17 protein-coding genes are annotated in these 23,577 nt (G+C 72.2%); 10 read left to right on the top strand and 7 right to left on the bottom strand.

All coding sequences use genetic code 11. The annotated features are described in order from the left end of the window. The first annotated feature begins 24 nt into the window (after positions 1–24). Both ACIA8L_RS45700 and ACIA8L_RS45695 read left to right on the top strand, forming a co-directional pair. A complete protein-coding gene (locus tag ACIA8L_RS45700; protein ID WP_395914885.1) occupies positions 25–948 on the top strand; it encodes an alpha/beta fold hydrolase in 924 nt (307 codons plus the stop codon). A 10-nt stretch (positions 949–958) separates the two neighbouring features. After that, entirely contained in the window at positions 959–1,636 is a 678-nt protein-coding gene (locus ACIA8L_RS45695) for a TetR/AcrR family transcriptional regulator (protein ID WP_395914883.1), read from the top strand. Here the strand turns inward: ACIA8L_RS45695 and ACIA8L_RS45690 are convergent. Further along, positions 1,633–2,502, bottom strand: coding sequence for a class I SAM-dependent methyltransferase (locus ACIA8L_RS45690; RefSeq protein ID WP_395914881.1), 870 nt, complete (start codon positions 2,500–2,502; stop codon positions 1,633–1,635). The genes ACIA8L_RS45695 and ACIA8L_RS45690 overlap by 4 nt on opposite strands. 47 nt (positions 2,503–2,549) lie before the next feature. Between ACIA8L_RS45690 and ACIA8L_RS45685 the strand changes: the two genes are divergently transcribed. Next, the gene (locus ACIA8L_RS45685) at positions 2,550–3,125 is read left to right on the top strand and encodes a helix-turn-helix domain-containing protein (protein WP_395914879.1); all 576 of its coding nucleotides are present in this window, start codon (positions 2,550–2,552) and stop codon (positions 3,123–3,125) included. Here the strand turns inward: ACIA8L_RS45685 and ACIA8L_RS45680 are convergent. From ACIA8L_RS45680 to ACIA8L_RS45665, 4 genes are all read right to left on the bottom strand, one after another. Continuing rightward, positions 3,117–3,863 (bottom strand): aminotransferase class IV, encoded by a 747-nt coding sequence (locus ACIA8L_RS45680; RefSeq protein WP_395914877.1) that lies wholly within the window; start codon positions 3,861–3,863, stop codon positions 3,117–3,119. The genes ACIA8L_RS45685 and ACIA8L_RS45680 overlap by 9 nt on opposite strands. Beyond that, positions 3,838–5,310 (bottom strand): chemotaxis protein CheW, encoded by a 1,473-nt coding sequence (locus ACIA8L_RS45675; protein WP_395914875.1) that lies wholly within the window; start codon positions 5,308–5,310, stop codon positions 3,838–3,840. Before ACIA8L_RS45675 ends, ACIA8L_RS45680 begins: the two co-directional genes overlap by 26 nt. Beyond that, complete coding sequence (locus ACIA8L_RS45670; RefSeq protein ID WP_395914874.1) at positions 5,307–8,141, bottom strand: PAS domain S-box protein; 2,835 nt, start codon at positions 8,139–8,141, stop codon at positions 5,307–5,309. The genes ACIA8L_RS45675 and ACIA8L_RS45670 overlap by 4 nt, the downstream gene beginning before the upstream one ends. Before the next feature lie 105 nt (positions 8,142–8,246). Further along, complete coding sequence (locus tag ACIA8L_RS45665; RefSeq protein ID WP_395914872.1) at positions 8,247–8,705, bottom strand: Lrp/AsnC family transcriptional regulator; 459 nt, start codon at positions 8,703–8,705, stop codon at positions 8,247–8,249. Between the two features lie 78 nt (positions 8,706–8,783). Here ACIA8L_RS45665 and ACIA8L_RS45660 point away from each other — a divergent pair, with 78 nt between their 5' ends. Further along, positions 8,784–9,674 carry a Glu/Leu/Phe/Val dehydrogenase dimerization domain-containing protein gene (locus ACIA8L_RS45660; protein ID WP_395914870.1) on the top strand — a complete coding sequence of 297 codons (891 nt, stop codon included), beginning with the start codon at positions 8,784–8,786 and terminating at the stop codon, positions 9,672–9,674. 21 nt (positions 9,675–9,695) lie between these two features. Here ACIA8L_RS45660 and ACIA8L_RS45655 read toward each other — a convergent pair whose 3' ends face one another. Continuing rightward, positions 9,696–12,248, bottom strand: a complete 2,553-nt coding sequence (locus ACIA8L_RS45655) for a tetratricopeptide repeat protein (RefSeq protein ID WP_395914868.1) — start codon at positions 12,246–12,248, stop codon at positions 9,696–9,698. Positions 12,249–12,444: 196 nt separating this feature from the next. Then, complete coding sequence (locus ACIA8L_RS45650; protein WP_395914867.1) at positions 12,445–14,835, bottom strand: GH32 C-terminal domain-containing protein; 2,391 nt, start codon at positions 14,833–14,835, stop codon at positions 12,445–12,447. Positions 14,836–15,291: 456 nt separating this feature from the next. Here ACIA8L_RS45650 and ACIA8L_RS45645 point away from each other — a divergent pair, with 456 nt between their 5' ends. The 6 genes from ACIA8L_RS45645 (at position 15,292) to ACIA8L_RS45620 (ending at position 23,202) form a co-directional block, all read left to right on the top strand. After that, positions 15,292–17,319: a glycoside hydrolase family 6 protein gene (locus ACIA8L_RS45645; protein WP_395914866.1), complete on the top strand. Its 2,028-nt coding sequence runs from the start codon at positions 15,292–15,294 to the stop codon at positions 17,317–17,319. A 79-nt stretch (positions 17,320–17,398) separates the two neighbouring features. Further along, entirely contained in the window at positions 17,399–18,739 is a 1,341-nt protein-coding gene (locus ACIA8L_RS45640; protein ID WP_395914864.1) for a trehalose-6-phosphate synthase, read from the top strand. Between the two features lie 70 nt (positions 18,740–18,809). Beyond that, positions 18,810–19,817, top strand: a complete 1,008-nt coding sequence (locus tag ACIA8L_RS45635) for an NAD-dependent epimerase/dehydratase family protein (RefSeq protein WP_395914863.1) — start codon at positions 18,810–18,812, stop codon at positions 19,815–19,817. A gap of 82 nt (positions 19,818–19,899) precedes the next feature. Next, the gene (locus ACIA8L_RS45630) at positions 19,900–20,874 is read left to right on the top strand and encodes a glycosyltransferase family 4 protein (RefSeq protein WP_395914861.1); all 975 of its coding nucleotides are present in this window, start codon (positions 19,900–19,902) and stop codon (positions 20,872–20,874) included. Then, positions 20,871–22,724 (top strand): asparagine synthase (glutamine-hydrolyzing), encoded by a 1,854-nt coding sequence (asnB, locus tag ACIA8L_RS45625; RefSeq protein WP_395914859.1) that lies wholly within the window; start codon positions 20,871–20,873, stop codon positions 22,722–22,724. Before ACIA8L_RS45630 ends, asnB begins: the two co-directional genes overlap by 4 nt. Continuing rightward, complete coding sequence (locus tag ACIA8L_RS45620) at positions 22,717–23,202, top strand: dihydrofolate reductase family protein (RefSeq protein WP_395914857.1); 486 nt, start codon at positions 22,717–22,719, stop codon at positions 23,200–23,202. The genes asnB and ACIA8L_RS45620 overlap by 8 nt, the downstream gene beginning before the upstream one ends. Positions 23,203–23,577 lie beyond the last annotated feature (375 nt).

The raw sequence follows: 23,577 nt of genomic DNA, 5'->3' as shown, positions 1-23,577 counted from the left end.
CGTCGTATAGCTACTATACGGCGTATGACGAGTTGGGCGGTGGCCGGGGCTGTCGTGCGGGGCGTTGGTGGCATGTTCGGCGGCAATCCGCGGCGGTCCCCGGCGCAGGAGCTGGCCCGGGTGGCCGCCCTCGCGGAGCGGGTGCCGGTGCGCACCGGGCGGGCCAGCGCCGACGGGGACGAGCTCTACTACGAGGTGCGCGGGAGCGGGACGCCGCTGCTCATGATCGCCGGCGGGGGCGGCGACGCCGGGTTCTACACCTACCCGGCGGCGCTGCTCGCGGACGAGTTCGAGGTCATCACCTATGACCGGCGCGGCAACTCGCGCAGCACCGGGCGCAACGCGGGCCGGTTCGACGTGACGCAGCAGGCCGCGGACGCCGTCGCCGTGCTCGGCGCGGCCGGGCACTCCTCGGCGCTCGTGTTCGGCAACAGTGGCGGGGCGACGATCGCCCTGGAGGTGGCCCGGGCCTTCCCGGCCGCCGTCGACGCCGTTGTCGCGCACGAGCCGCCGGTTCTCACCGTCCTGCCGGACCGGGACCGCTGGCTCGGCGTGTTCGACGCCATCACCGGCCCGATCACCCGCGTCGGCGGCGCGGCGGCCGGGATGTTCGTGTTCGCGCTGACGACCGGCATCCCGGTATCCGCCTACGCCGCGCACCCGGCCGGGTTCGGCGATCGGGTCGGTGCGAACCAGCCGTTCTTCGTCCGCACGGAGATGCGGCCGTTCGTGCACTACGAGCCGGACCTCGCCGCCCTCGCCGGCGTGCCGGTCGTCTTCGCCGTCGGCGCCATCACCCGGGCCGCCGGGCGCTACTACGGGCGACCCGCACTGGTCCTGGCCGAACGGCTCGGCACCGAGGCGGTGACGATGCCCGGCCACCACACCTCCTACTTCGACCGGGCCGGGCCGTGGACGGCCGCACTGCGCGCGATCCTCGCCGGTTAGGGTCGACGGCATGCCGCCCGCCGCGAAGCGCCCCCTGGCCACCGACGCCACCGGCCGGCCGGTCCGCCCGGCGCTCACCCGCGAGTACATCGTGCGGGCCGCGCTGGCGATCCTGGACCGCGACGGGCCCGCCGGGCTGTCGATGCGCAAGCTCGGCGCCGAGCTCGGCGTCAACCCGATGGCCTTCTACCACCACCTGCCGAACAAGGGCGCCCTGTTCGACGGCGTCATCGAGGCCGCCTACGCGGAGCTCGACGTCGACATCGACGGGCCGGACGGCGGGTGGCGCAACATCCTGGCCGCGTTCGCCCGCGGCCTGTACGACGTGCTGCGGCGGCACCCGCACGTCGTGCCGCTGGTCGCGACCCGGCCCGCCTACAGCCCGGCCGTCCTCGGCGTCGCCGACCGGGCCCTCGGCGCGCTCGGCCGGTCCGGGTTCGCCGACCGGGACCTGCTGGTCATGGTCAACGCGCTGCGGTCGTTCACGATCGGGCACGTCCTGGCCGAGACCGGCGACCCGGCGGGCGGCCCGGTGCCCGCCGCGGCCGACGCGGCCGTGCTGCTCGGCGACTACCCGAACCTGGCCCGGGCGATCACCGGCGGACACCGCCCGCAGGAACAGTTCGAGCAGGTCCTCGCCGCGCTGCTGGACGGCTTCGACCGGTGGCCGCGCCGGGCCGGGACCTAGGCCGGCTCGGCCAGCCAGACCGTGCGGGCGGCGCGGACGGTGAGGTCGCCGCGGTGGTGCAGCGACTCGGGGCCGTCGTCGGCGACCAGGGCGGTCAGGGCCTCGACGTCGGCCGGGTCGAGGTCGTCGGCCAGGGCGTCGCGGGTGCGGCGCAGCGAGGACTGGGCGTAGCGCAGCGCGGCCGGCGGGAACGGCGGGGTCAGGGTCACCTCGAAGCGGCGTTCGGCCCGGATCTTCAGGCCGGCCTCGGCCAGCAGGACGTCCCAGTCGGCGCCCATGTGCGGCATGTCCTGCTCGCGGCGGCGGGACATGGCGCGGTGGGTGCGCTCCTCCAGGCCGTCGCCGGGCGGCAGGAACCGGGGGAACGAGTCGAGCTCCGACATCGCCAGGCGGCCGCCCGGGGCCAGGGCGGCCCGGATGTCGCGCAGGACCCGGGGCGGGTCGGCCATGTGGTGCATGGAGTTCGCGGCCCAGATCAGCTCCAGGCCGGTCAGGTCGGCCGGCCAGCCGGTGTCGAGGTCAGCCCGCAGCGTGCGGACCCGGCCGGCGAAGCCGCGGGCGGCGGCGTTGGCCGTCAGCCGGTGCAGCATCGCGTCGTCGCTGTCGACGGCGGTGACGGTGGCGCCGTCGAACTGGGCCAGCAGCTCGAGGGTGCCGGCGCCGGTGCCCGCGCCCAGGTCGGCGATGCGGGCGGCGGGGCCTTGGCCGCGGACCCACGCGACGATGCCGGCGTGGTAGTCGTGCAGCACCTCGGCGTCGAGCTCCAGGAGTTCGGCCAGGCCCTCGTTGTGCTCGTGCCCGTGCTGATGGCCGTGCCCGTGCTGGTGTCCGTGGCCGTGCTGGCCGTGGTGGTGACCGTGCGTCATACGGCGACTGTAGCCACGCCTTGCCGCAATCGCATAGCATCTTGCGTATGAAGCAAGACCGGGACGGTGACCTCGACGCGCTCGTCCGCAGCCGCATCCGGGGCCTGCGCAGCGCCCTCGGCATGTCCCTCGACGACCTCGCGGCCGCCTGCTACCTGAGCCCGTCGACCCTCAGCCGGATCGAGACCGGCCACCGGCGGATCAGCCTCGACCAGCTCACCGCCATCGCCCGCGCCCTCGGCACGTCCCTGGACGCACTCGTCGAGTCCGGCGACGCCGACGTCGTCATCCGCCCCCGCCACGACCCCGACCGCGGGATGACGACATGGACGCTGCGGCACGAGGCCGGACCGGGCGGCACCACCGTCGCGAAGATGCGGATCGAACGCCCGCTCCCCGGCCCGGACCAGCTCAAGGCCCACCCCGGCTTCGAATGGTTCACGGTCCTGACCGGCACGATCGCGCTCCGCCTCAACGAACGCCTCATCCTCGTCGAGACCGGCGAGGCGGCCGAGTTCGACACGATGGTCCCGCACGCGTTCGGCGCCCAGGGCGGCCCGGCCGAGATCCTCGGCATCTTCGACCACGACGGCCGCCGCACCCACCTGCGCAAACTAGATTAGGTCCCAGGGGACGGCGGCGAAGGCGTCGGCGACCTGGGCCATCAGGGCCCCATCGACGGTGAAGTCGACGTCGTCGATCCGGGCGACCGCGGTCACGCCGATGGAGTTGCAGGTGAAGGCCGAGCGGTAGGTCTTCAGCTCGTCCAGGGCGACCCGGGCGCGGCGGGACGGCAGGCGGGGCTCGAGAAGCTGCATCTCGATGCCCGGCAGGTGAGGGGCGGTCGGCCAGGTGACGGTGGTGCCGTCGGAGAAGGCAACGTTCGCGATCGCCGACTCGCACACCGCGCCCGTGCGGTCGGTCAGCAACGCGTCGTCGTAGCCCTCGGCCTCCGCCTGGTGGCCGTAGTAGACCTGGCCGAAGCCGCCCACGTGTTTCAGGTGGGCCGCGGGGCGCTCGTACGGGACCGAACGCAGCCGCAGCGGGGACGGCGGGGGCGACGACGGGGGGCGCACGACGATCATGACCTTCGGACCCGCGTAGACATTCACGCGGACCGACGCGTCCGGGACGTCGCGCAGCGCCTGGCGCAGCCACGCCCGGACCTGCACGGTGTCCAGATCGGCGGCGAACAGTTCGCGGGTCTGCCCCAGCAGGCGGGTCAGGTGCAGGTCCAGGCCGCGGACCCGGCCGGCGCGGACCTGCATGGCGGTGAAGTGGCCGTAGTTGGACAGCAGCGGCTGATACAACTCGTCGAGCGTCGGCCGGCGACCGTCAAGCTCCACCCTGATCAGTTCCACGGTCGCCAACCATAGTGCGGGCGAACTCCGCCAGGTCCAGGCGGGCCAGCATCCTCGAGCCGATCTTCACCAAGGGACTACCGGACAACGACTGCGGTGCGGGGGTACCGCCGGCGACCCGCTCCTCCCACGTCGACTCCTCGATCGCCCGCAGCGCCGGCACGATGAACCCGACACCGTCGACGAGCAGGACCCGCGCCGCGGCCGGGTCGATCTCCGCCGCCTCACCGAGCAGGCCCGGCAGCTCGACCAGCGGCACCGACGTGCGGTGGTGGGTGAAGACCCCGCGCAGCGGGCCGCCGCCGACGAACGGGATCACGTCACCCGGATACGCCACGATCTCCCCGATCTGCGTCAGCGGCGTCGCCACCTCCGGACCGGCCAGATACGTCAGGTACTTGCGGACCGTGTACTCGATGACCCGCCCGTCCCCCGGCGGCGGCGCATCGGCCCGCGACTCCCGCTTCGGCGCCGCGGCCCGCCCCGACACGGGAGTGCCGAGCGCGGCGAGGGTACCGAGCTCCCCGTCCGCCCGCAGCCGCGTGCCGTCGATCACCAGGTAGGAGCCGCCGTCCTGACCGGGCAGGATACCGACCGCGAAATCCGACGACGGCAGCCCGAACCCCGGCACCGCCAGCACGTCACCGTCCGGCACCGACACGATCGACACGACCTCCGTCACCGCGAACGTCAGCAGCCCCCGCTCGTAGGCCAGGGCCACGCCCCGCTTCACGTCGATCGGGGCCAGGACACCCAGTCCCAGGACCGCGAGGGCGTCGACGGTCGGCACGTACTGCTCGCCGAGCTCGATGACCCCGTTGACGATCCCGCCGTCGATCGGCGAGGACTTCAGCACCAGCTCCGGCACGACCGAGTGAATGTGCGAGACGTCGATGCACAGGCCGATCTCGCCGGCCCGCAGCAGCATCATCATGCGGGCGGTGGCAGTACCCCCGGAACGCCCTTGCTCCTGGGCTTGCGCCATGGCACCACTCGGCCCGCCGGTGTCCGTCGCCAGGACCATCCCCGGCAGCCGGGTGATCGCCGCGCAGTCCAGCACACACACGACCGCACCGTCGTCGGCCCGCTCGAACGTGCTCGCGAACACCTGCGGCAGCTCGACGTTCACCGACATCCCCAGCCGCTCGTGCTCCTCGACGTGCACCACCCCGCGGACCCCGCACGCCAGCAGCCCGAACACCGAACCCTCGTAGGACGCCACGACCACGATCCGCGGCTCGGCCGGCGAGTCGACCCCGACCATCCGCCGCAGGTCCAGCACCGGGATCACCTGATGGCGCAGCATCACCGCACCGACGAGCCCCGGTGCCGAGGCCATCAGCGGGTTGAACGACTCCGGGCACGGGATGACCTCACGCAGCTCCGACAGCGGCAGCGCGACATGCACCTCCGCCACCGTGAACACCCCGTACAGGATGCCGCTCATGAATCCAAACCGACCTCAGCCGCCGGCGCCGCCCCCACCAGGTCACCGATCAGCGAGTTCACCGTCCGCGAGGCGTCCTGCTGCATCTGCGTCTGCGTCACGATGTGATGGATCGACTCGGCCGTCTTGCCGACACTGCGCAGAATCTCCTCGAACGCGTCCTGCGCCCGCTGCGCCACCTGCGAACCCTGGTTGATCCGGGTCGCCGACTCCTGGATCAGCCGGCTGATCTCCCGCGCCGAGTCCGACGAACGCTCCGCCAGCTTGCGCACCTCCCCCGCCACCACCGAGAACCCGACCCCGTGCTCACCGGCCCGGGCCGCCTCGATCGACGCGTTGAACGCCAGCAGGTTCGTCTGCGACGCGATCTCCCCGATCACCTGCACGATCCCAGCGATCTGATCCGACGAACGCTCCATCAGATCGATCGCCTCGATCGACTTGCGCAGCTCCTCGAACCCCCGCTGCGCGTTCGTCTGCGTCTCCCCGGCCAGCTCACTGGCCTGCCCGGCGTTGCCGACGATCGTCGCGATCGACGTCGACAGCTCGTCGATGGCCTTGCTCATGTCCCGCGTCTTCACACTGAGCCGCTGCTCCAGCTCCATCTGCTGGGTCACGTCCGTCGCGAACTTGATGACCTTCACCGGGTCGCCCTTGAGGTCGAAGATCGGGTTGTACGTCGCCTGCAGGTACACGTCCCGCCCGTACTTGCCGATCCGGTGGAACCGGCCGCTGAGGATCTCACCACGGCCCAGCCGCAGCCAGAAGTCCCGGTACTCCTGCGACGTCACATAATCCTGCGTGCAGAACATGCTGTGGTGCTGGGCCAGGATCTCCCGCATCGAGTAGCCCATCGTGCGCAGGAAGTTGTCGTTCGCGGTCAGCACATTGCCGTCCAGATCGAACTCGATCACCGCCTGGGCCCGGTTGATCGCCGCGACCTTGCCCTCGAACTCCGCCGTGCGCAGCTTCGCCTGCGTCACGTCCGACGCGAACTTCACGATCTTGTACGGCCGCCCGTCCAGATCCAGGATCGGGTTGTACGTCGCCTGGATCCACACCTCCCGGCCGTCCTTGCCGACCCGCTTGTACTCCCCCGAGTCGAACTCGCCCCGCTTCAACCGCTCCCAGAAGTCCTGGTACTGATCCGACGCCGCGTCCGCCGGGTCCACGAACAGCTTGTGGTGGCGCCCCCGGATCTCGTCCAGGCCGTAGCCGAGCAGATCCAGGAAGTTGCGGTTCGCGTCCAGGATGGTGCCGTTCGTGTCGAACTCGATCACCGCCTGGGCCCGCGAGATTGCCGCGACCTTCCCCTCGAACTCGGCGTTGCGCTGCTTGTCGTCGGTGACCTCGGTCGCGAACTTCACCACCTTGTAGGGCCGGCCCTCCAGGTCGAAGATCGGGTTGTACGTCGCCTGCAGCCACACCTCCCGGCCGCCCTTGGCGAACCGCTTGTACTCCCCCGACTCGAACTCGCCGCGGGCCAGCCGGGCCCAGAACTGCCGGTAGTCCTCCGACGACGCCGTGGCCGGGTCCACGAACACCCGGTGGTGCTTGCCCTTGAGCTCGTCGATGCTGCCGTAGTTCATCGTCTCCAGGAAGTTGCGGTTCGCCGACAGGATCATCCCGTCCAGGTCGAACTCGACCACCGCCTGGGCGCGGTCCATCGCCGCGACCTTCCCCTCGAACTCCGCGTTCTTGTTCTTCGTGTCGGTGATGTCGGTCGCGTACTTCACCACCTTGTACGGCCGGCCGTCCAGGTCGAAGATCGGGTTGTAGCTGGCCTGCAGCCACACCTCCCGGCCGTTCTTGCCGAACCGCTTGTACTCCCCCGACTCGAACTGCCCCTTGCCGAGCCGCTGCCAGAACCCCCGGTAGGCGTTCGAACGCCCCTCGTCCTCGCTCACCAGCATCTTGTGCGGGTGCCCGATCAGCTCGTCCGGCTCATACCCGGTCACGTTGCAGAAGTTGCGGTTGACCGCCCTGATCGTGCCGTCCAGGTCGAACTCGATCACCGCCTGGGACCGGTCGACGGCCGCGACCTTCCCCACGAACTCCGCGTTCGCCAGCTTCGACTCGGTCACGTCCAGCGCATACTTGACGACCTTGTACGGCCGGCCCTCCAGATCGAAGATCGGGTTGTAGGTCGCGCGCAGCCACACCTCGCGCCCGCCCCGCCCGACCCGCTTGTACTCCCCGCTCTCCACCTCGCCGCGGGCCAGCTTCGCCCACATCTCGGCGTACTCGTTGCTGTTGGCGGTGGCCTCCTCCACGAACATCCGGTGGTGCTGGCCGACGACGTCGCTGAGCGAGTATCCGGTCAGCTCCAGGAAGTTCTCGTTCGCGGTCAGGACCTCCCCGGTGAGGTCGAACTCGATCACCGCCTGCGCCCGGTCCACCGCCGCGTACTTCCCGCGCAGCTCCGCCACGAGGCGCCGGTCGTTGGTGATGTCGTAGGCGGTGATCAGGATCGCTTCGGTCTCCCGCCCGGCCCCGCCGACCGGCCCGCAGTTGAACCGCAGCCACCGCTGCCGCCCGCCGCTGTCGACGATCGAGTTGACCTGCTCGACGAACTTGTGCGCGCGCGCCGCGTCGAGGAGCTGGTCGACGGTCTGCGACTGCAGCTTCCACAGGTCCTCGAGGCGCTTGCCGACGATCTCCTCGATCGGCGCGTCGGTCGTCTCCAGGACCCGGTCGTTGACCGAGATGACCGAGCCGTTCTTCGCGTTGAGGACGATGACCAGGCGCTCCTGCAGCAGCAGCGCCAGCGAGGCCTCGGGCAGGCCGGGCGTCGGCTTGTCCGGGACGAGGCCGGGAGTCGGCTCAGGCACGGTTGCTCCTCAGGTGCCGCAACGTTGCAGTTCACCGGGCTGTTCGGCGCGGCCGGGGTTGCCTTGAGGCAAATAACACGCCGTAAAGCCGCCTAGGAAGCTAGGTCACAAGTCCAGCGGTTCGATGACGTTGGCCCGGGCGTGCTGGTAGATGATCGAGCTGCGGAAGCCGACGATCTCCTTGCGCTGGCTGAACTTGTCCATCAGGAAGGCGTGCAGGGCCTCGACGCCGGGGACGGCCACGTGCACCAGGAAGTCGTCGCCGCCGGCCAGCACGAAGAACGACAGCACCTCCGGCAGCGTGCCGAGGTGCGCCTTGAACGCGTCGATCACGGGCCGGCTCAGCGGCCGGATCTGGACGTGCAGCAGCGCCTGCACGTGGCGGTTGAGGGCCGGGAGGCTGACCTCGGCGTGGAAGCCGGTGATCACCCCCCGCTCCCGCAGGCCCCGCACCCGCTCCAGGCACGTCGACGGCGCGATCCCGACCGCCGCGGCCAGGTCCCGGTTCGTCTGCCGGGCGTCGCGCTGCAGCTCGGCGACGATCGCCGCATCAAGTTCGTCCACGGCCGGAATCCTAGGCCGCTTGCCGAACAATGTTCGGCGGCGACGGGAACGAGCGGTCGCCTGTCCTACCGTCGCCCCATGGAGCACGAACGCATCGTCATCCGCCGCGGCCCCCGCAGCGGCCTCACCATCATCATCGCCGTGCACTCCACGGCCCGCGGGCCGGCGTTGGGCGGGTGCCGGATCAAGCCGTACCCGGACTGGCGCGACGGCCTCGAGGACGCCCTGCGCCTGTCCGCCGCGATGACCGCCAAGTGCGCCGACGCGGGCCTGGACCACGGCGGCGGCAAGACCGTCGTCGTCGGCACGCCGAGCGTCGCCGCCCTGCACGACGTCGGCGACCTCATCGAAGAGCTCGGCGGCCGGTACGCGACCGGCCCCGACGTCGGCACCGGCCCGGCCGACATGGAGCAGATCGCCACCCGCACCAGGCACGTCTTCTGCCGCCCGTCCGCGTCCGGCGACTCCTCCCCCGCCACCGCGGCCGGCGTCATGGCCGCCCTCGACGTCCTCGGCGGCACGAGCTTCGCGGTGATGGGCCTCGGCCACGTCGGCGCCGACGTGGCCGGGCGCCTCCTGCGGGCCGGCCACCGCGTGGTGGTGAGCGACGTCGACGAGTCCAAGCGCTCCCTGCTCCCGGCCGCGACCTGGGTCGCCCCCGACGAGATCCTGGCCGCCGACGTCGACGTCCTCGTGCCGGCCGCGCTCGGCGGCGTCCTCACCCCGGCCACCGTGGAGCGGCTGCGCTGCCGGGCGGTCGCGGGGCCGGCCAACAACCAGCTCGACCGGCCCGAGACCGCCGCCCTGCTGGCCGCCCGCGGGATCGTCTGGGCTCCCGACCACATCGTCTCCGCCGGCGGCGTCATCTACGCGACCGAGGTCGAACTGCACGGCGCGACCCCGGCCGCCGCGATGGCCCGCGTCGAGGGGATCGGCGCCACGCTGCGCCGCCACCTCGACCGGCTCTGAACGCGCGTCGGCCGACGCCCCTCAATGGTCCCCGGTGGCGAGACGCTTGCGGATGGCCGCGGCCTCGTCCGCGGCGGCGGTGGAGTCCGGGCCGGGCGGGCCGGCCTCGGCCAGGACGGTCAGCGATCGGGCCAGCTCCGCCTCGTACTGCAGCGGAAGGCGCGCGGCCACCGGGCGGACCAGTCGCACCGCCTCCCCCGCGGCCGCGACGGCCTCGGTGGTGTCGCCGCGGCGGGACAGGATCACGGCGTAGTCGGTCAGGGCGTCGGCCCGCAGGCCGTCCTCGCCCGGCAGGAGGCGCAGGATGTCCACCCCCTCGGCCGCGGCGTCCCGGGCGTCGTCGTGGCGGCCGAGCTCCGACAGGGCACAGGCGAGCGTGCCGAGCGTCAGGGCGAGACCGGTGAACGGGCCCGCCGCCGCCCGGCCCCGGTGGATGGCGAGCGCCTCCGTCCCGGCCTCGACGGCCTCGGCGTGGCGGCCGGCGTCGCTCAGGTGGAAGGCGAGGCCGTGCAGCGCCCTGGCCAGGCGGTCGGCGGTGGCCTCGGGCTCGTCGGCGGCGGCGCGGCGGGCGACGGCCACGGCCTCCGTGAACACCGCGACCGCCTCGTCGTGGCGGTCCAGGCGGCCCAGGGCGCCGGCGAGGGTACCCAGCCCCGTGGCGAGGAGACGGTCGTGCTCGGCCGAGCGGCCCAGCCGGCGGAACTGCTCCACCGCCTCCTGCGCCGCGGCCCGGGCCTCCGCGGGCCGGCGCAGGCGGCTGAGCCGGTTGGCGTAATTGTTCAGGGTCGCGGCCAGGACGCGGGCGTTGCCGGTCCCGGCGCGGAACAGCTCGGCGGCCTCGGCCGAGGCGGCGGCGCCCGCTTCCGGCCGGTCGAGCCGGTCGTACAGGTCGGAGACGTGGAACAGGGCGTGCGCGAGCGACCCCGCGGAGCCCGGGCCGGCGGCCAGCCACGCGCGCTCGGCGGCGACCAGGTCCTCGGCCGCGGCGAGGGCCTCGGCCGGGCGGCCGGCCTCGGTCAGCACATCGCGGAGGTCGGTCCGGGCGCTCCGCATCGGGTACACCTCGGCGCCTGGCGGCGTGGCCTCCACCCGCTGCCGGGCCACGGTCACGGCCTCGTCCTCGCGGCCGAGCCCGCGCAGGGCGCCGAGCAGGTGGCGCAGCACCCCGGCCCGCTCCTGCGCGCCGTCCGGCAGGCGGTCGGCCGCCTCGCGCAGCACCGGTACCGCCTCGTCGGTCCGCTCGGCCTCCACCAGCCGGCCGCCGTACCCGGCCAGGGCCCGGGCCAGAGCCGCCGGGCCGGTGTACAGATCGTCCGCCGGCCTCCCGCCGGATGGGGCGGGGGCGTCGGGCGAGACCTGCGGGTCGTCGGGCGCGGCCAGGGCGTATGCGAGCGGCACCGGGCGGGCGGCGGGCCAGGCCGGCGCCTCGGCCGAAGCCGGCGGGTCGTCATCGCGCAGGACGGCCACCAGCTCGCGCCAGTCGTCGAGGCCCACGCCGGCCTGGCGGCTCCCGGTGTCCTGGACCAGCTCAACCAGGACGTTCAAGGCCTCGATCAGCAGGCCCCGGTGCGGCGCGGGGCGCAGCATGGCGACCCGCCGGCGCAGCGCCGCCTCCCGGGCGGGGCCCCACGCCGCCGCGATCAGCCGGGCGTTGAGGTCGAGGGTCTCGGTGGTCACCCCGGCGTGCTCGTGCCGGATCGCCACCGCCTCGCTCAGCGCCTCGAAATGCTCCCGGTCGTCGGAGGTCAGCCCGGCCACCAGCTCCAGCGCCTCCGCGCGGGCGGGGCCGCGCAGCAGCGCGGCGGTATGCCGGGCGGCGGGCAGGGACGCCCCGGGGCCCAGGCGCGGGGCGAGGACCAGCAGGGCCTCGGCGAAGCCGGCATCGAGCGCGGCCCGGGCCACGACCGCCCGCCGCAGCGCCGCCAGCTCGGTGGGCAGCTCGCCGCGGCCGTGCTCGCGCACCCAGGCCTCGTACTCCTCCGGCGGCAGCTCCAGCACCTCGCGCACGATCCCGGTGAGTCCGGGCAGCGGGCACCGGATCTCCAGCGGCAGCGGGCTGTGCCCGGAGCGCACGAACACCCCGCGCGCCCGCAGCGCCTCGGCCGTGCCCGCGTCGACCGGGCCGATCACGCGGCGCAGCGACGGGATGCGCAGCAGCGGGCTCCAGTCGCGGGTGGCGACGAACTCGAGCTCGATGTCCTCCAGCCGGGCCAGCCCGGCCAGCGGGGTCAGGTCGTCCGGCACGATGAGGTTCGAGTGGCGCAGCCGGCGCAGGCCGCGGCACTGCTCGATGCCGGCCAGCGAGGTCACCGTGAACGCGTCGTCCTCGCCGTCCCAGCCCGGCCAGCACTCGAACTGCAGGTCGTCGCCGCCGTCCCAGCTCAGCTCGGTGAGCTCGGCGACGGCCGCGCGGTGCTCGGCGAGGTGCGCGAGCAGCCGGTCGCGGACCTCGGTGTCGACCTCGAAATACCCGAAGTCGTCGTCGTACTCCTCCGGCGCGGGCGCGGGCACGAGGCCGGCGTCGATCAGCTTGTTCAGGACGGCCAGCCCGAGATTGGGGTCGGGGAACACCATGCGGTTGCGGCTCCTCAGGCGACGGGGTGGGGGTGGGGCCGGTGCACCACTCCCGGGTCGGCGTTCCACCCCGTTCCACCTAGGCTCGCCGCCACGCCCGCCTCCGGGGCCGGCGCGGCCCAGGACGCCGGTCAGATCGCCGGCGACCCGGACCCCGACCAGATCCTCGATCTCGTGATGGCCATCGTGAAGATCGTTACCCGGTCACGGTGATGTTCTGGAACGTGGCGGTGCCGGCGAACGCGTTCACCCCCAGGTAGCCGCTGCTGTACGTGGTGTCGGTGGCGTCGATGACGCGGGTGCCGTTGAGGTAGACGGTGAAGGCCGAGCCCTGCGCGACGACCTTCAGGTGGTAGGTGCGGCCTTCCAGAATGGGCGTCGCGAACGTGGCGATGTCGCGGCCCGGGCGCCAGAGTTTCACGAGACCGCTGGTGTCCACATTGGCCGTGTAGTGCTGAGTCCCGTCCACAGTGGAGCGGAAGGTCAGGGCGGCGGCGACGCCGTTGACGACCTTCACGTCGCCCTCGTAGGTGCCGTTCGTGAACGTGTGATTGCTCAGGTAGAACGCGTCGCCCGGGGCGCTCGCACGCAGGCCGGTGCCCGGGACCGTCCAGCTGCCGGCGGTCGGGTGCCAGGGACCGGTCAGGTTGGTGCGGAAGCCGGTGCCGCCGACCGTCGGGTTGGCCACGACGCCGGTGCCGTGGAACACGTTCAGACCCAGCCGGCCCGACGTGTAGGTGGTGTCGGTGGCGTCGATGACCGGGGTGGCGCCGTGGTCGAGGTACACCTGGATCCGCGGGCCCGTGGCGACGACCTTCAGGTGGTAGAAGCGGCCGGTCGCGATCGGCGTGGGATACGTGGCGATCTCCCGGCCGGGGCGCCACAGCTTCACGACGCCGGTGGTGTCGATGTTCGCCGCGTAGCCCTCCCGGAACGTCAAGGCGGCGGCGGTACCGCTGAGCACCTTCACGTCACCTTCGTAGGTGCCGTCGGCGAACGTCGATCCGCTCAGGTAGAACGCGTCGCCGGTGGCCGTGCCCAGCTTGCCGCCGGCCACGTCCGTCCACGTGCCGCCGTTCGCGGTCCACGGGCCGGCCAGGTTGCTGTCCAACGTGGACTCGCCGGTGCCCCAGGCCTTGTTCAGGCGGTAGAACTGCAGCGACACCAGGGTGACGGATCCGTTCGTGGCGTACACCTGCAGGCCCTGGCTGGTCGCGGCGGAGTTGAAGTTGACGTTGTCGCTCACGGACAACCGGCCGTCGTTGCCGAACACCTCGAGCTGGCCGCGGTCGACAAGCACGCGCATCTTCACGCGTCCGTTCACGGCGCTCAGCGGCCGGCCGTACAGCGTGCCGGCCGCGCGGTCGTACGAGACCGCACGATCGAACGTTCCGTCCGCACGGGTGTGCAGTTTCAGGCCGAACGTGTTCGCCGAGGCGCCCGCGACGTCGAACTCCGCGCTCACCTCATAGGTGTCCGCCGACGTCACATTGAGCGGATTGTTCGAAGCCACTGCGCGATTGGTGTACGTCACGCCGCCGGACCTGAGCGAGGAGAGCTCGCGAACCGGCGTGCGTGTGAGCCGTACCCCCTCCGGAAAGGTGTGCAAAGCCAGCTCGGCCGGGAACGTCTGGTCGCCGGTCCACGTGCTGCCGTGGTTGCCCGGCTGCCAGCTCATCTGGATGCGCCGCCCGTCCGGGACCCCGGTGAACGTCTGGCCGGCGTAGAACGTGCCGCCGGCGTCGTTGGCGCCGAGGTCCATCCGCTGCGGCGACGCCCAGTCGGAGCGGAACGTCGTCCCGTCGAAGCTGCCGATGGTGTACTCCCCGGAAGCGTCGGTGAGCACCCATTTCTGGACGCCGGAGCCGTCGACGTTCAGCGCGAACATGTCCGGGCACTCGAAGAACCAGTCGGCGGCGAAGCGGCTGCGATACGTCCAGTCGAGCAGGTTCGTCGACGTGTAGAACGACGCGCCGTTGCCGCCGCCGTCGTTCCAGACCACCATCACCCAGCGGTTCGAGGCCGCGTGCCAGAACACGTGCGGGTCGCGGCTGGTGCCGCTGGGGACGGCGACCTTGCGGCCGCGGTCGAACGTCTGGAACGTGCGCGCGCCGTCGGTGCTGTAGTGCACGGTGACGCCGTTCGTGCCCGAGAACATCACGATCGGGTCGTCGCCGCCGGTCTTGAGGCCGGTGACGTTCGCGGTGTCGACGACGGCGTTGCCGGACCACAGGTCGCCCGGGTGGACGCCGGGCTCGAGGGCGATCGGGCGCTGGGTCCAGTGGACCAGGTCGGTGCTCGTGGCGTGGCCCCAGTGCATGGTGTCCCAGGCCAGGCCGTGCGGGTTGTGCTGGAAGAACAGGTGGTAGGTGCCGCGGTAGTAGACCATGCCGTTCGGGTCGTTCATCCAGCCCGACTGGGGGCTGAAGTGGAACTGGCCGCGGTAGGGCTCGTCGTAGGCGGTCGCCGGATAGGGGTACTCGGGATAGTCGGCGGCGGTGCCCGCGGCGGCCGGGGCCGGCGGCAGGGCGGCCAGGATAGCCACGGCGAGCAGCACAGCCGCGGCGCAGGTCATGAGGCGTCTCATCCAGTCCTCCCGGTGGCGGTCGGGAAAATTTTGACAACGTTGTCAAAGACGTCCGCACGCAGCCGGTTCGACATGCTGCGGATTGGGGCGTCAACGTTGTCAGTCTTCGCCTCATCACGACGCCGGTCAATATGTCGGGACCAGCGCCGCGAAAAACCACGGTGTGTAACTTTCACAGACTCGCGAAGCGTTTCGAAAGCCCGGAGGCGTAGCCGCGGACATCGGCCGTGATCGACATTTTGGGGCCGAACGGTTCGTGGGACGCTCGGGTGCACGGGGCGTCCCGGCCCCGCTTCGCCGCATCCCCGGCGCACTTATCACCGTAAGTTTCAGGCCTGTAACACGCCACTTACGAGGTAAAAGGCCTCGCGGCCGACGATCACCTTGACGGGGTGCAGGGGCGGTACGGACGGTAACTGCACCTCGATTCCGAGCCCGTCAATGTAAGGAGAGTCGATGAGGCGCAAGATTGCCCTCATATCGGCGGCCGCGCTCGCGGCGACCGCCGGTGCTGTCGTGGTCGCCAATGCGGCGTCCGCGGCGGCCGGGTGTTCGGCCAAGTACACGATCGTGAGCTCATGGCCGGGCGGGTTCCAGGCCCAGGTCGACGTCACCAACCTCGGTGACGCGACCACCAGCTGGAACGTCGGCTGGGACTTCGGCAACAGCTCGCAGACGATCACCCAGATCTGGAACGCGAACAAGACCCAGTCCGGCGTGCACGTCAACGCCACGAACCTGAGCTACAACGGCAACCTCGCCAGCAACGGCGTGGCGTCGTTCGGCTTCACCGGCGCGTGGAGCGGCAGCAACCCGGCGGGCACCAACTTCACGCTCAACGGCACCGCCTGCACGGGCGGCACCACCACCCCGCCGACGTCGAACTCCCCCTCGCCGGGGACCTCGCCGTCGAACCCGGGCAACGGCACCCCGGTCGTGGCGCTGACCAGCCCGACCAACGGCTCGACGTTCACCGCGCCGGCCACGATCGGCCTGGCCGCCACCGCCAGCGTCTCCGGCAGCACCATCAGCAAGGTCGACTTCTACAACGGCTCGACCCTGCTCGGCACCGACACCAGCTCGCCGTACACGTACAGCTGGGCCAGCGTCGCGGCCGGCAACTACTCGGTGACCGCCAAGGCCACCGCGGCCAACGGCAACACCGCGACCACCTCCGCGGTGGCGGTCTCCGTCACCACCGGCGGCGGCAACGGCGGCACCCACGTCGACAACCCCTACGTGGGCGCCAAGGTCTACGTGAACCCGGACTGGTCCTCCAAGGCCAGCGCGGAGTCCGGCGGCAGCCGGATCGCCAACCAGCCGACCGGTGTCTGGCTCGACTCGATCGCCGCCATCACCGCCCCGTCCGGCTCGGGCTACACCACCAGCCTCGCCAAGCACCTCGACAACGCCCTGGCTCAGGGCGCGACGCTGGCGCAGTTCGTGATCTACGACCTGCCCGGCCGGGACTGCGCGGCGCTGGCCTCCAACGGTGAGCTCGGCCCGACAGAGATCGACCGCTACAAGACCGAGTACATCGACCAGATCGCCGCGATCGAGGCGAACTCGAAGTACTCGAGCATCCGCATCGTCAACATCATCGAGATCGACTCCCTGCCGAACCTCGTGACGAACGCGGACGGCCAGGCCGGCGCCACCGCCGCCTGCGCGACGATGAAGGCCAACGGCAACTACGTCACGGGTATCTCCTACGCCCTGGGCAAGCTGCACGCGGTCGGCACCAACACCTACAACTACATCGACGCCGCGCACCACGGCTGGATCGGCTGGGACAGCAACTTCAACCCCTCGGCCGCCCTCTTCGCGAGCACCGCGAAGGCCGCCACCGGTGGCGTCAACACGGTTGACGGCTTCATCACCAACACCGCCAACTACTCCGCCCTGTCCGAGCCGTGGGTCCAGCCCACGACCACGGTCGGCGGCCAGAACATCCGGCAGTCGAAGTGGGTGGACTGGAACTTCTACACCGACGAGCTGACCTTCGCGCAGGCCTTCCGCACCCAGCTGGTCTCGCAGGGCTTCAACTCCAACATCGGCATGCTCATCGACACCAGCCGCAACGGCTGGGGCGGCTCGGCCCGGCCGACCGCGGCGAGCACGTCGACGGACATCAACACCTACGTCGACGCCTCCCGCATCGACCGGCGCATCCACGCCGGTAACTGGTGCAACCAGAGCGGCGCCGGCCTCGGTGAGCGCCCGCGGGCCACGCCGGCCTCCGGTATCGACGCGTACGTGTGGGTCAAGCCCCCGGGCGAGTCGGACGGCTCCAGCTCGCTGGTCCCGACCGGCCCGAACAACCCCGGTGGCAAGGGCTTCGACCGCATGTGCGACCCGACCTACACGGGCAACGGCCGCAACGGCAACAGCCTGAGCGGTGCCCTGCCGAACGCCCCGGTCTCCGGTGCGTGGTTCTCGGCGCAGTTCCAGCAGCTCATGCAGAACGCCTACCCCGCTCTGTAAGGGTTTGAGGAAGGGCCCCCGGGTGACCCCGGGGGCCTTTCCGCGTTTCGAACAACGAAAAAACGGTACAGCTTAAGCCGTGAAATCCTTCGTGGTCGTCGCCAACCGCCTGCCCGTGGACGCGAGCCCGGGCGGGCTCGTGAGCGCGCTGGAACCGGTGGCCCGCAGCGCCGGCGGGGCCTGGGTGGGCTGGGGCGGTACCCCCGATGAGGTCGCTGAGCCCTTCGACCACGACGGTGTGCACATCCATCCGGTGAAGCTCAGCGCCGAGGACGTGGACCGCTACTACGAGGGCCAGTCCAACTCGACGATCTGGCCGCTCTTCCACGACGCCGTCGAGACGCCCGTGCACCACCGGGAGTGGCGGGTCGCGTACGAGGCCGTCAACCGGCGCTTCGCCGAGGCCGCCGCGGCCGTCGCCGCCGAGGGCGCCACCGTGTGGGTCCACGACTACCAGCTGCTGCTCGTGCCGGGCCTGCTGCGGGCCGCCCGCCCGGACCTGCGGATCGGGTTCTTCCTGCACATCCCGTTCCCGCCGGTGGAGCTGTTCATGCAGCTGCCGCGGCGGACCGAGTTCGTGCGCGGGCTGCTCGGCGCCGACCTGGTCGGGTTTCAGCAGCCCCTGGCCGCGCAGAACTTCCTGCGCCTGACCGCGCAGCTGCTCGGCCTGCGCCCCGAGGGCGACCGGGTCGAGTACGAGGGGCGCACGGTCACGGCCCGGGCGTTCCCGATCTCGATCGACGTCGGCGAGATCGACGCGCTGGCCGCCGACCCGGAGGTCCAGCAGGAGGCCGAACGCCTGCGCAAGGACCTCGGCGGCGACCGCCGGCTGCTGCTGCTCGGCGTCGACCGGCTCGATTACACCAAGGGCATCGACCAGCGCATCGAGGCCTACGGCGAGCTCCTGGCCGACGGGACGATCTCCAACGACGAAGCGGTGTTGGTACAGGTGGCCACGCCGAGCCGGATGCATGTGGCGCAGTACCAGCAGCTGCGGGAGCGGGTCGAGCGCGAGGTGGGCCGGATCAACGGCGAGTTCGGCGACGTCGGCCGGGTGCCGCTGCACTACCTGTTCCAGTCGCGGACCCGGGCCGAGCTGGTCGCGCTGTACCTGGCGGCCGACATCATGCTCGTCACCCCGCTGCGCGACGGGATGAACCTGGTCGCCAAGGAGTACGTGGCCGCCCGCCGCGACGAAGGCGGCGCGCTGGTGCTCTCGGAGTTCACCGGGGCCGCCTCCGAGCTGGGCGACGCGTTCCTGGTCAACCCCTACGACGTCGACGACGTCAAGCGCGGGATCACCGCGGCGATCGCGGCCGCGCCGGAGGAGCTCGCGACCCGCATGCGCCGGATGCGCGAGCAGGTCCACGGCCACGGCGTCGACCGGTGGGCGCGAGAGTTCCTGGCGGCACTTACCTGAATTGTCCTTTTCAAACGGGTTTATCCAGTAGAACCGAGGGGAGCGTTTCTCACCTCTCGGAGGGCGACCCATGTCGAGCCGTGCCCAGACCTACCTCATCACCGGCGGGGCCGGGTTCATCGGCTCGCACCTGGCCGACGCCCTGCTCGCCCGCGGGGACCGGGTCATCGTGCTCGACAACCTCTCCACCGGCCGCCTGGCCAACCTCGACGCCGCCAGCAGCCACCCGCAGTTCCGGTTCGTGCAGGGCTCCGTCCTCGACGAGGTCGTCGTCGACGAGCTCGTGCACCAGGCGGACGTGATCGTGCACCTGGCCGCGGCCGTCGGCGTCAAGCTCATCGTCGAGCAGCCGCTCAAGTCGCTCACCACGAACATCCGCGGCTCCGAGATCGTGATCGCGGCCGCCTACCGCTACCGGCGCACCGTCATGGTCGCCAGCACCTCGGAGATCTACGGCAAGAACTCCAGCGGCCCCCTCGACGAGCACGCCGACCGGGTCCTGGGCAGCCCGGCCGTGACCCGCTGGTCCTACAGCACCGCCAAGGCGGTCGAGGAGATCCTCGCCAACGCCTACCACAACGAACGCGGCCTGCCGACGATCGTCGTGCGGCTGTTCAACACCGTCGGGCCGCGGCAGAGCCCGTCCTACGGCATGGTGATCCCGCGCCTGGTCCGCCAGGCCGTCGCCGGGGAGCCGCTCACGGTCTTCGGCAGCGGCCGGCAGACCCGCTGCTTCGCCCACGTCTCCGACGCCGTCCGGGCGATGCTGGCGCTGCTGGCCCACCCGGAGGCGGTCGGCGGGACGTTCAACGTCGGCTCGGCCGAGGAGACGTCGATCCTGCGCCTGGCCGAGCTCGTCATCGAGCAGGCCGCCAGCGCGTCGCGGATCGAGCTCATCCCCTACGACCGCGCCTACGGCTCCGGCTTCGAGGACATGCACCGCCGCGTCCCGGACACCGGCCGGCTGCGCGCGCTGACCGGCTGGACGCCGCGCTACGGCCTGCTCGACGTGCTCGGCGAGATGGTCGCCGAGGCCCGCCACGAGCGGGACGCGGCCGCGCAGCTGGTCCTGTCGTGAGCGGTTCGGAGCGCGGCGACGAGGCCGCTCACCATCAGCGCCGAGCTGACACGGCGGCGCCGGAGCCGGCGGAGGCGTCGTCGTGAGCCCTGCGGTCGTCCTGGCCACCGTGCTGATCGCGGTCCTGCTGTCGCTCAGCGCGACCGAGGGCTGCCGGCGGCTGGCGCTGCGGCTCGGGGTCACCGACCGGCCCGGCGGCTACAAGCAGCACCGGGAGCCGATCCCCTACCTCGGCGGGCTCGCGCTGGTCGCCGGCACCCTGGCCCCGGCCGCGGTCGTCGGCGTGCTCTTCGGGCTGCCGCCGAAGCTCGTGGTCGTCGCCGTCGCCGCGCTGGTCGTGGCCGCGATCGGGCTGGCCGACGACGTCGAGCCGCTCGGGCCGGTCCCGCGGCTGCTCGTCGAGACGGGGGCCGCGCTGCTGGTCGTGTTCGCCGGGGTGCGGCTGGCGCTCACCGGCGTCTGGTGGGTCGACGCGGCCGTGACTGTCGCCTGGATCGTGCTGCTCACCAACGCCGTGAACCTGCTCGACAACATGGACGGCGCGGCGGCCTCCGTGGTCGGGACGACCGCGGCGGTGCTCGGCGCCGGGGTGCTCGCAGTACCCCTGCTCTGCCTGGCCGGTGCCTGCGCCGGGTTCCTGTGGCACAACCGCCCGCCGGCGCGGATCTTCATGGGCGACGCCGGCGCGCTGTTCCTCGGCTTCGTCCTGGCGGCCGGCGCCGTGCTCGCCGCCCCGCCCGCGGCCATGCTCCTGACCGGCTTCGTGCCCGTGCTCGACACGGTGCTCGTCGTGCTGTCCCGGCGCCGGGCCGGGCGGAAGTGGTACCTCGGCGGCAGCGATCACACCGCGCACCGCCTGCGGACCCTCGGCCTGTCCACCGGCCAGGTCGTCGGGGTCCTCGCCGCCGCCGCGGGCGCGGCCGCGACCCTGGCCGTCCTGGTCGGCGCGGGCACCGTCACCGCGACGGCCGGCCTGGTGGTGTGGCTGTGCGCGACCGCCGCCGCCGTCGCGGCCCTGCTCCGGGTCCCGGTATGTGCGGCATCACGGGTCTCGTGAGCGCCCCCGGCGCCGGGCCGCCGGACCGGGCCCTCGCCGAGCGCATGTGCGACGCCCTGGCCCACCGCGGCCCCGACGCCCGCGGCCTCTACACCGACGACCGGGCCGCGCTGGGTATGCGCCGCCTGGCGATCATCGACGTCGCCGGCGGCCGGCAGCCGGTCCGCAACGAGGACGGCACCGTCGTCGCCGTCTGCAACGGCGAGCTGTACAACTACCGCGAGCTGCGGGCCGGCCTGCTGGCCCGCGGGCACCGCCTCACCTCCGGCGGCGACGCCGAGTGCCTGGTCCACCTCTACGAGGAGCACGGCGACGAACTCGTGCACCGGCTGCGCGGCATGTTCGCGTTCGCGCTGTGGGACGCCCGCCGGGGCCGGCTGCTGCTGGCCCGCGACCGGGTCGGCAAGAAGCCGCTGTACTGGCGGCCGGACGGGGCCGGGCTGGCGTTCGCCTCCGAGGCCAAGGCGCTGCTGGAGGACCCGGCCCTGGCCCGGCGCCTCGATCCGGTGGCGCTGCACCACTACCTGACGTTCGGGTACGTGCCGGCGCCGATGTCGAGCTTCGACGGTGTGTGCAAGCTCCCGCCCGGCCACCGGCTCACGTGGCAGGACGGCACAATCCACGTCGGACGGTACTGGCGGCTGGACAGCACCCCGCGGCCGGTGCCCGAGGAGCCGGCGGCACGCCTGCGCGAGCTGCTGCTGGACGCCGTACAGGTCCGGCTGGTCGGCGAACGCCCGGTCGGCGCGTTCCTGTCCGGCGGCGTCGACTCGTCGGCGGTCGTCGCGGCGATGGCCCGGCTGAGCCCGGCCCCGGTGCGCACGTTCTCGGTCGGCTTCGCCGACACCGCCTTCGACGAGCGGCCGTACGCGCGGATGGTCGCGGACCGCTACGGCACCGAGCACCACGAGCTCGTCGTCGAGGCTCCCACGGCCGAGCTGCTGACCAGGATCGCCTGGCACTTCGACGAGCCGTTCGCCGACTCCTCGGCCGTGCCGAGCTTCCACGTGGCCGCGCTCGCGGCCGGGGAGGTGACCGTGGTCCTCAACGGCGACGGGGGCGACGAGGTGTTCGGCGGCTACTCGCGCTACACCCTCATGCACGCCCTGCGCCACGTCCCGCCGCTGGGCTTCCCGGCCGCGTTCGACCGGCTCGGCGACCGGCTCACCGGCGCGCACCATCGCTTCGGCCGCGCCGTGCGCCCCCTGGGCCTGGGCCCGGCCGACCGCTACACCACCGTCATGTCGATCTTCACCCCGTTCGAGACGCGGCGGTTGTACCACCCGGACCTGCGCGCGCACCTGTCCGAAGTGGACAGCCAGGCCCTGGTCCGGGCCGAGTGGAGCCGATCACCGGCGACGGGCGCGGGCCGGGCCATGGACGTCGACCTCTACACGTACCTGCCCGGCGACCTCCTCGCGAAGGTCGACGTGACCACGATGGCGCACTCCCTCGAGGCCCGCTCCCCGCTGCTGGACCAGCACCTGATGGCGTTCGCCGCCGCCCTCCCCCAGCGCCTGAAGGTGTCGGCGCGGGGCACGAAGATCCTCCTGCGCCGCGCCGTCGCCGACTGGCTCCCGGCCTCGATCCTCACCCGCCCGAAGAAGGGCTTCAGCATCCCCGTCGCCGCGTGGCTGCGCGGCCCGCTGCACGACCTGGCCCGTGACCTGCTCACCGACACCACCGCCCGGGACCGCGCCCTGTTCGACCCGGCCGCCGTCCGCGCCCTCCTCGACCGCCACGCCGCCGGCCGGGACGAGGGCCCCCGCATCTGGGCCCTCATGCAGCTGGAACTGTGGCACCGCGCTTTCGTCGACCGCCCCGCCCGCTACGCTGCGGTGCATGGCTGACCTCATCGCGGACCTGTTCATCAGCGCCGACGGCTATGCCCGCGGCGAGCGCACCGAGCCGTTCTTCGGGCTCGACGGGCCGGACCTGCAGGCGTGGATTCAGGAGCAGACCTCGCGGGGGTACCGCATGCTGGTGGGCCGGAAAACCTACGAAATGTTCCCGGACATGCCCGACGCCGTCTACTCCAACACCCTCACGACGACCGCCGGTGCCCACCTCCTCCGCGGCGACCTCGCGGCCGCGGTGGACGCGTTCAAGCGCGACTCGCCGGCCGACATCCGCACGATCGGCAGTCTGCGCCTCGTGGCCGGCCTCCTGCGCGCCGGCCTGGTCGACCGGCTGCGGCTGCTCGTCTTCCCGGTCACGATGGGCGACGACGGCCGGGAACACATCGAGCTGCCCCGCCTCGGCTACACCCTGGCCGCCTCCACCGTCCTCGACGGCCGCCTCGTCCTGCTCGACTACCGTCCCGCCTGACTCGAACCGTCTCGCGTCCCCGTTCGAGCCGACCGTCGAGCTGAGCCTCCCCGCCTCCCCGCCTCCCGTGCCAGACCCACGCGAGCCGCTTCGCGTTGATCCGCCGACCCGGCAACACCCTCGCCACCGAGATCGACAACGCCCTCCAGACACCGCCGAGTCACGCAAAGTCACCCGCGGACCGCTCAGCTTCCGGACGAACCGGACGCGCACCCGCGGTTGCGGAACATGCCGCCGCGCAACCCCGGGTTGCCTGGTTCGCGAGTCGCTGCCGTCCCTCGCGCCGCACCTCGGCGTCGCGGCCGCCGAAGGCATGGGGATCATGGCGCTGGTGTTCGACGCGCTGCGCCGGCTACGGCCGACCAGGCTCGCCGC

This window comes from Dactylosporangium sp. NPDC051541 (assembly GCF_044454505.1).
GTDB lineage: Bacteria > Actinomycetota > Actinomycetes > Mycobacteriales > Micromonosporaceae > Dactylosporangium.
The sequence above is the reverse complement of the archived record's forward strand: the minus strand, read 5'-3'. Positions and strand labels throughout refer to the sequence as shown.

Excerpts from the sequence above, each read along its gene's own strand:
- ACIA8L_RS45700 (WP_395914885.1), top strand. The coding sequence starts at position 25 with ATGACGAGTTGGGCGGTGGCCGGGGCTGTCGTGCGGGGCGTTGGTGGC.
- ACIA8L_RS45635 (WP_395914863.1), top strand. The coding sequence starts at position 18,810 with ATGTCGAGCCGTGCCCAGACCTACCTCATCACCGGCGGGGCCGGGTTC.
- ACIA8L_RS45655 (WP_395914868.1), bottom strand. The coding sequence starts at position 12,248 with ATGGTGTTCCCCGACCCCAATCTCGGGCTGGCCGTCCTGAACAAGCTG.
- ACIA8L_RS45685 (WP_395914879.1), top strand. The coding sequence starts at position 2,550 with ATGAAGCAAGACCGGGACGGTGACCTCGACGCGCTCGTCCGCAGCCGC.
- ACIA8L_RS45650 (WP_395914867.1), bottom strand. The coding sequence starts at position 14,835 with ATGAGACGCCTCATGACCTGCGCCGCGGCTGTGCTGCTCGCCGTGGCT.
- ACIA8L_RS45675 (WP_395914875.1), bottom strand. The coding sequence starts at position 5,310 with ATGAGCGGCATCCTGTACGGGGTGTTCACGGTGGCGGAGGTGCATGTC.
- ACIA8L_RS45645 (WP_395914866.1), top strand. The coding sequence starts at position 15,292 with ATGAGGCGCAAGATTGCCCTCATATCGGCGGCCGCGCTCGCGGCGACC.
- ACIA8L_RS45620 (WP_395914857.1), top strand. The coding sequence starts at position 22,717 with ATGGCTGACCTCATCGCGGACCTGTTCATCAGCGCCGACGGCTATGCC.
- ACIA8L_RS45695 (WP_395914883.1), top strand. The coding sequence starts at position 959 with ATGCCGCCCGCCGCGAAGCGCCCCCTGGCCACCGACGCCACCGGCCGG.
- ACIA8L_RS45660 (WP_395914870.1), top strand. The coding sequence starts at position 8,784 with ATGGAGCACGAACGCATCGTCATCCGCCGCGGCCCCCGCAGCGGCCTC.
- ACIA8L_RS45690 (WP_395914881.1), bottom strand. The coding sequence starts at position 2,502 with ATGACGCACGGTCACCACCACGGCCAGCACGGCCACGGACACCAGCAC.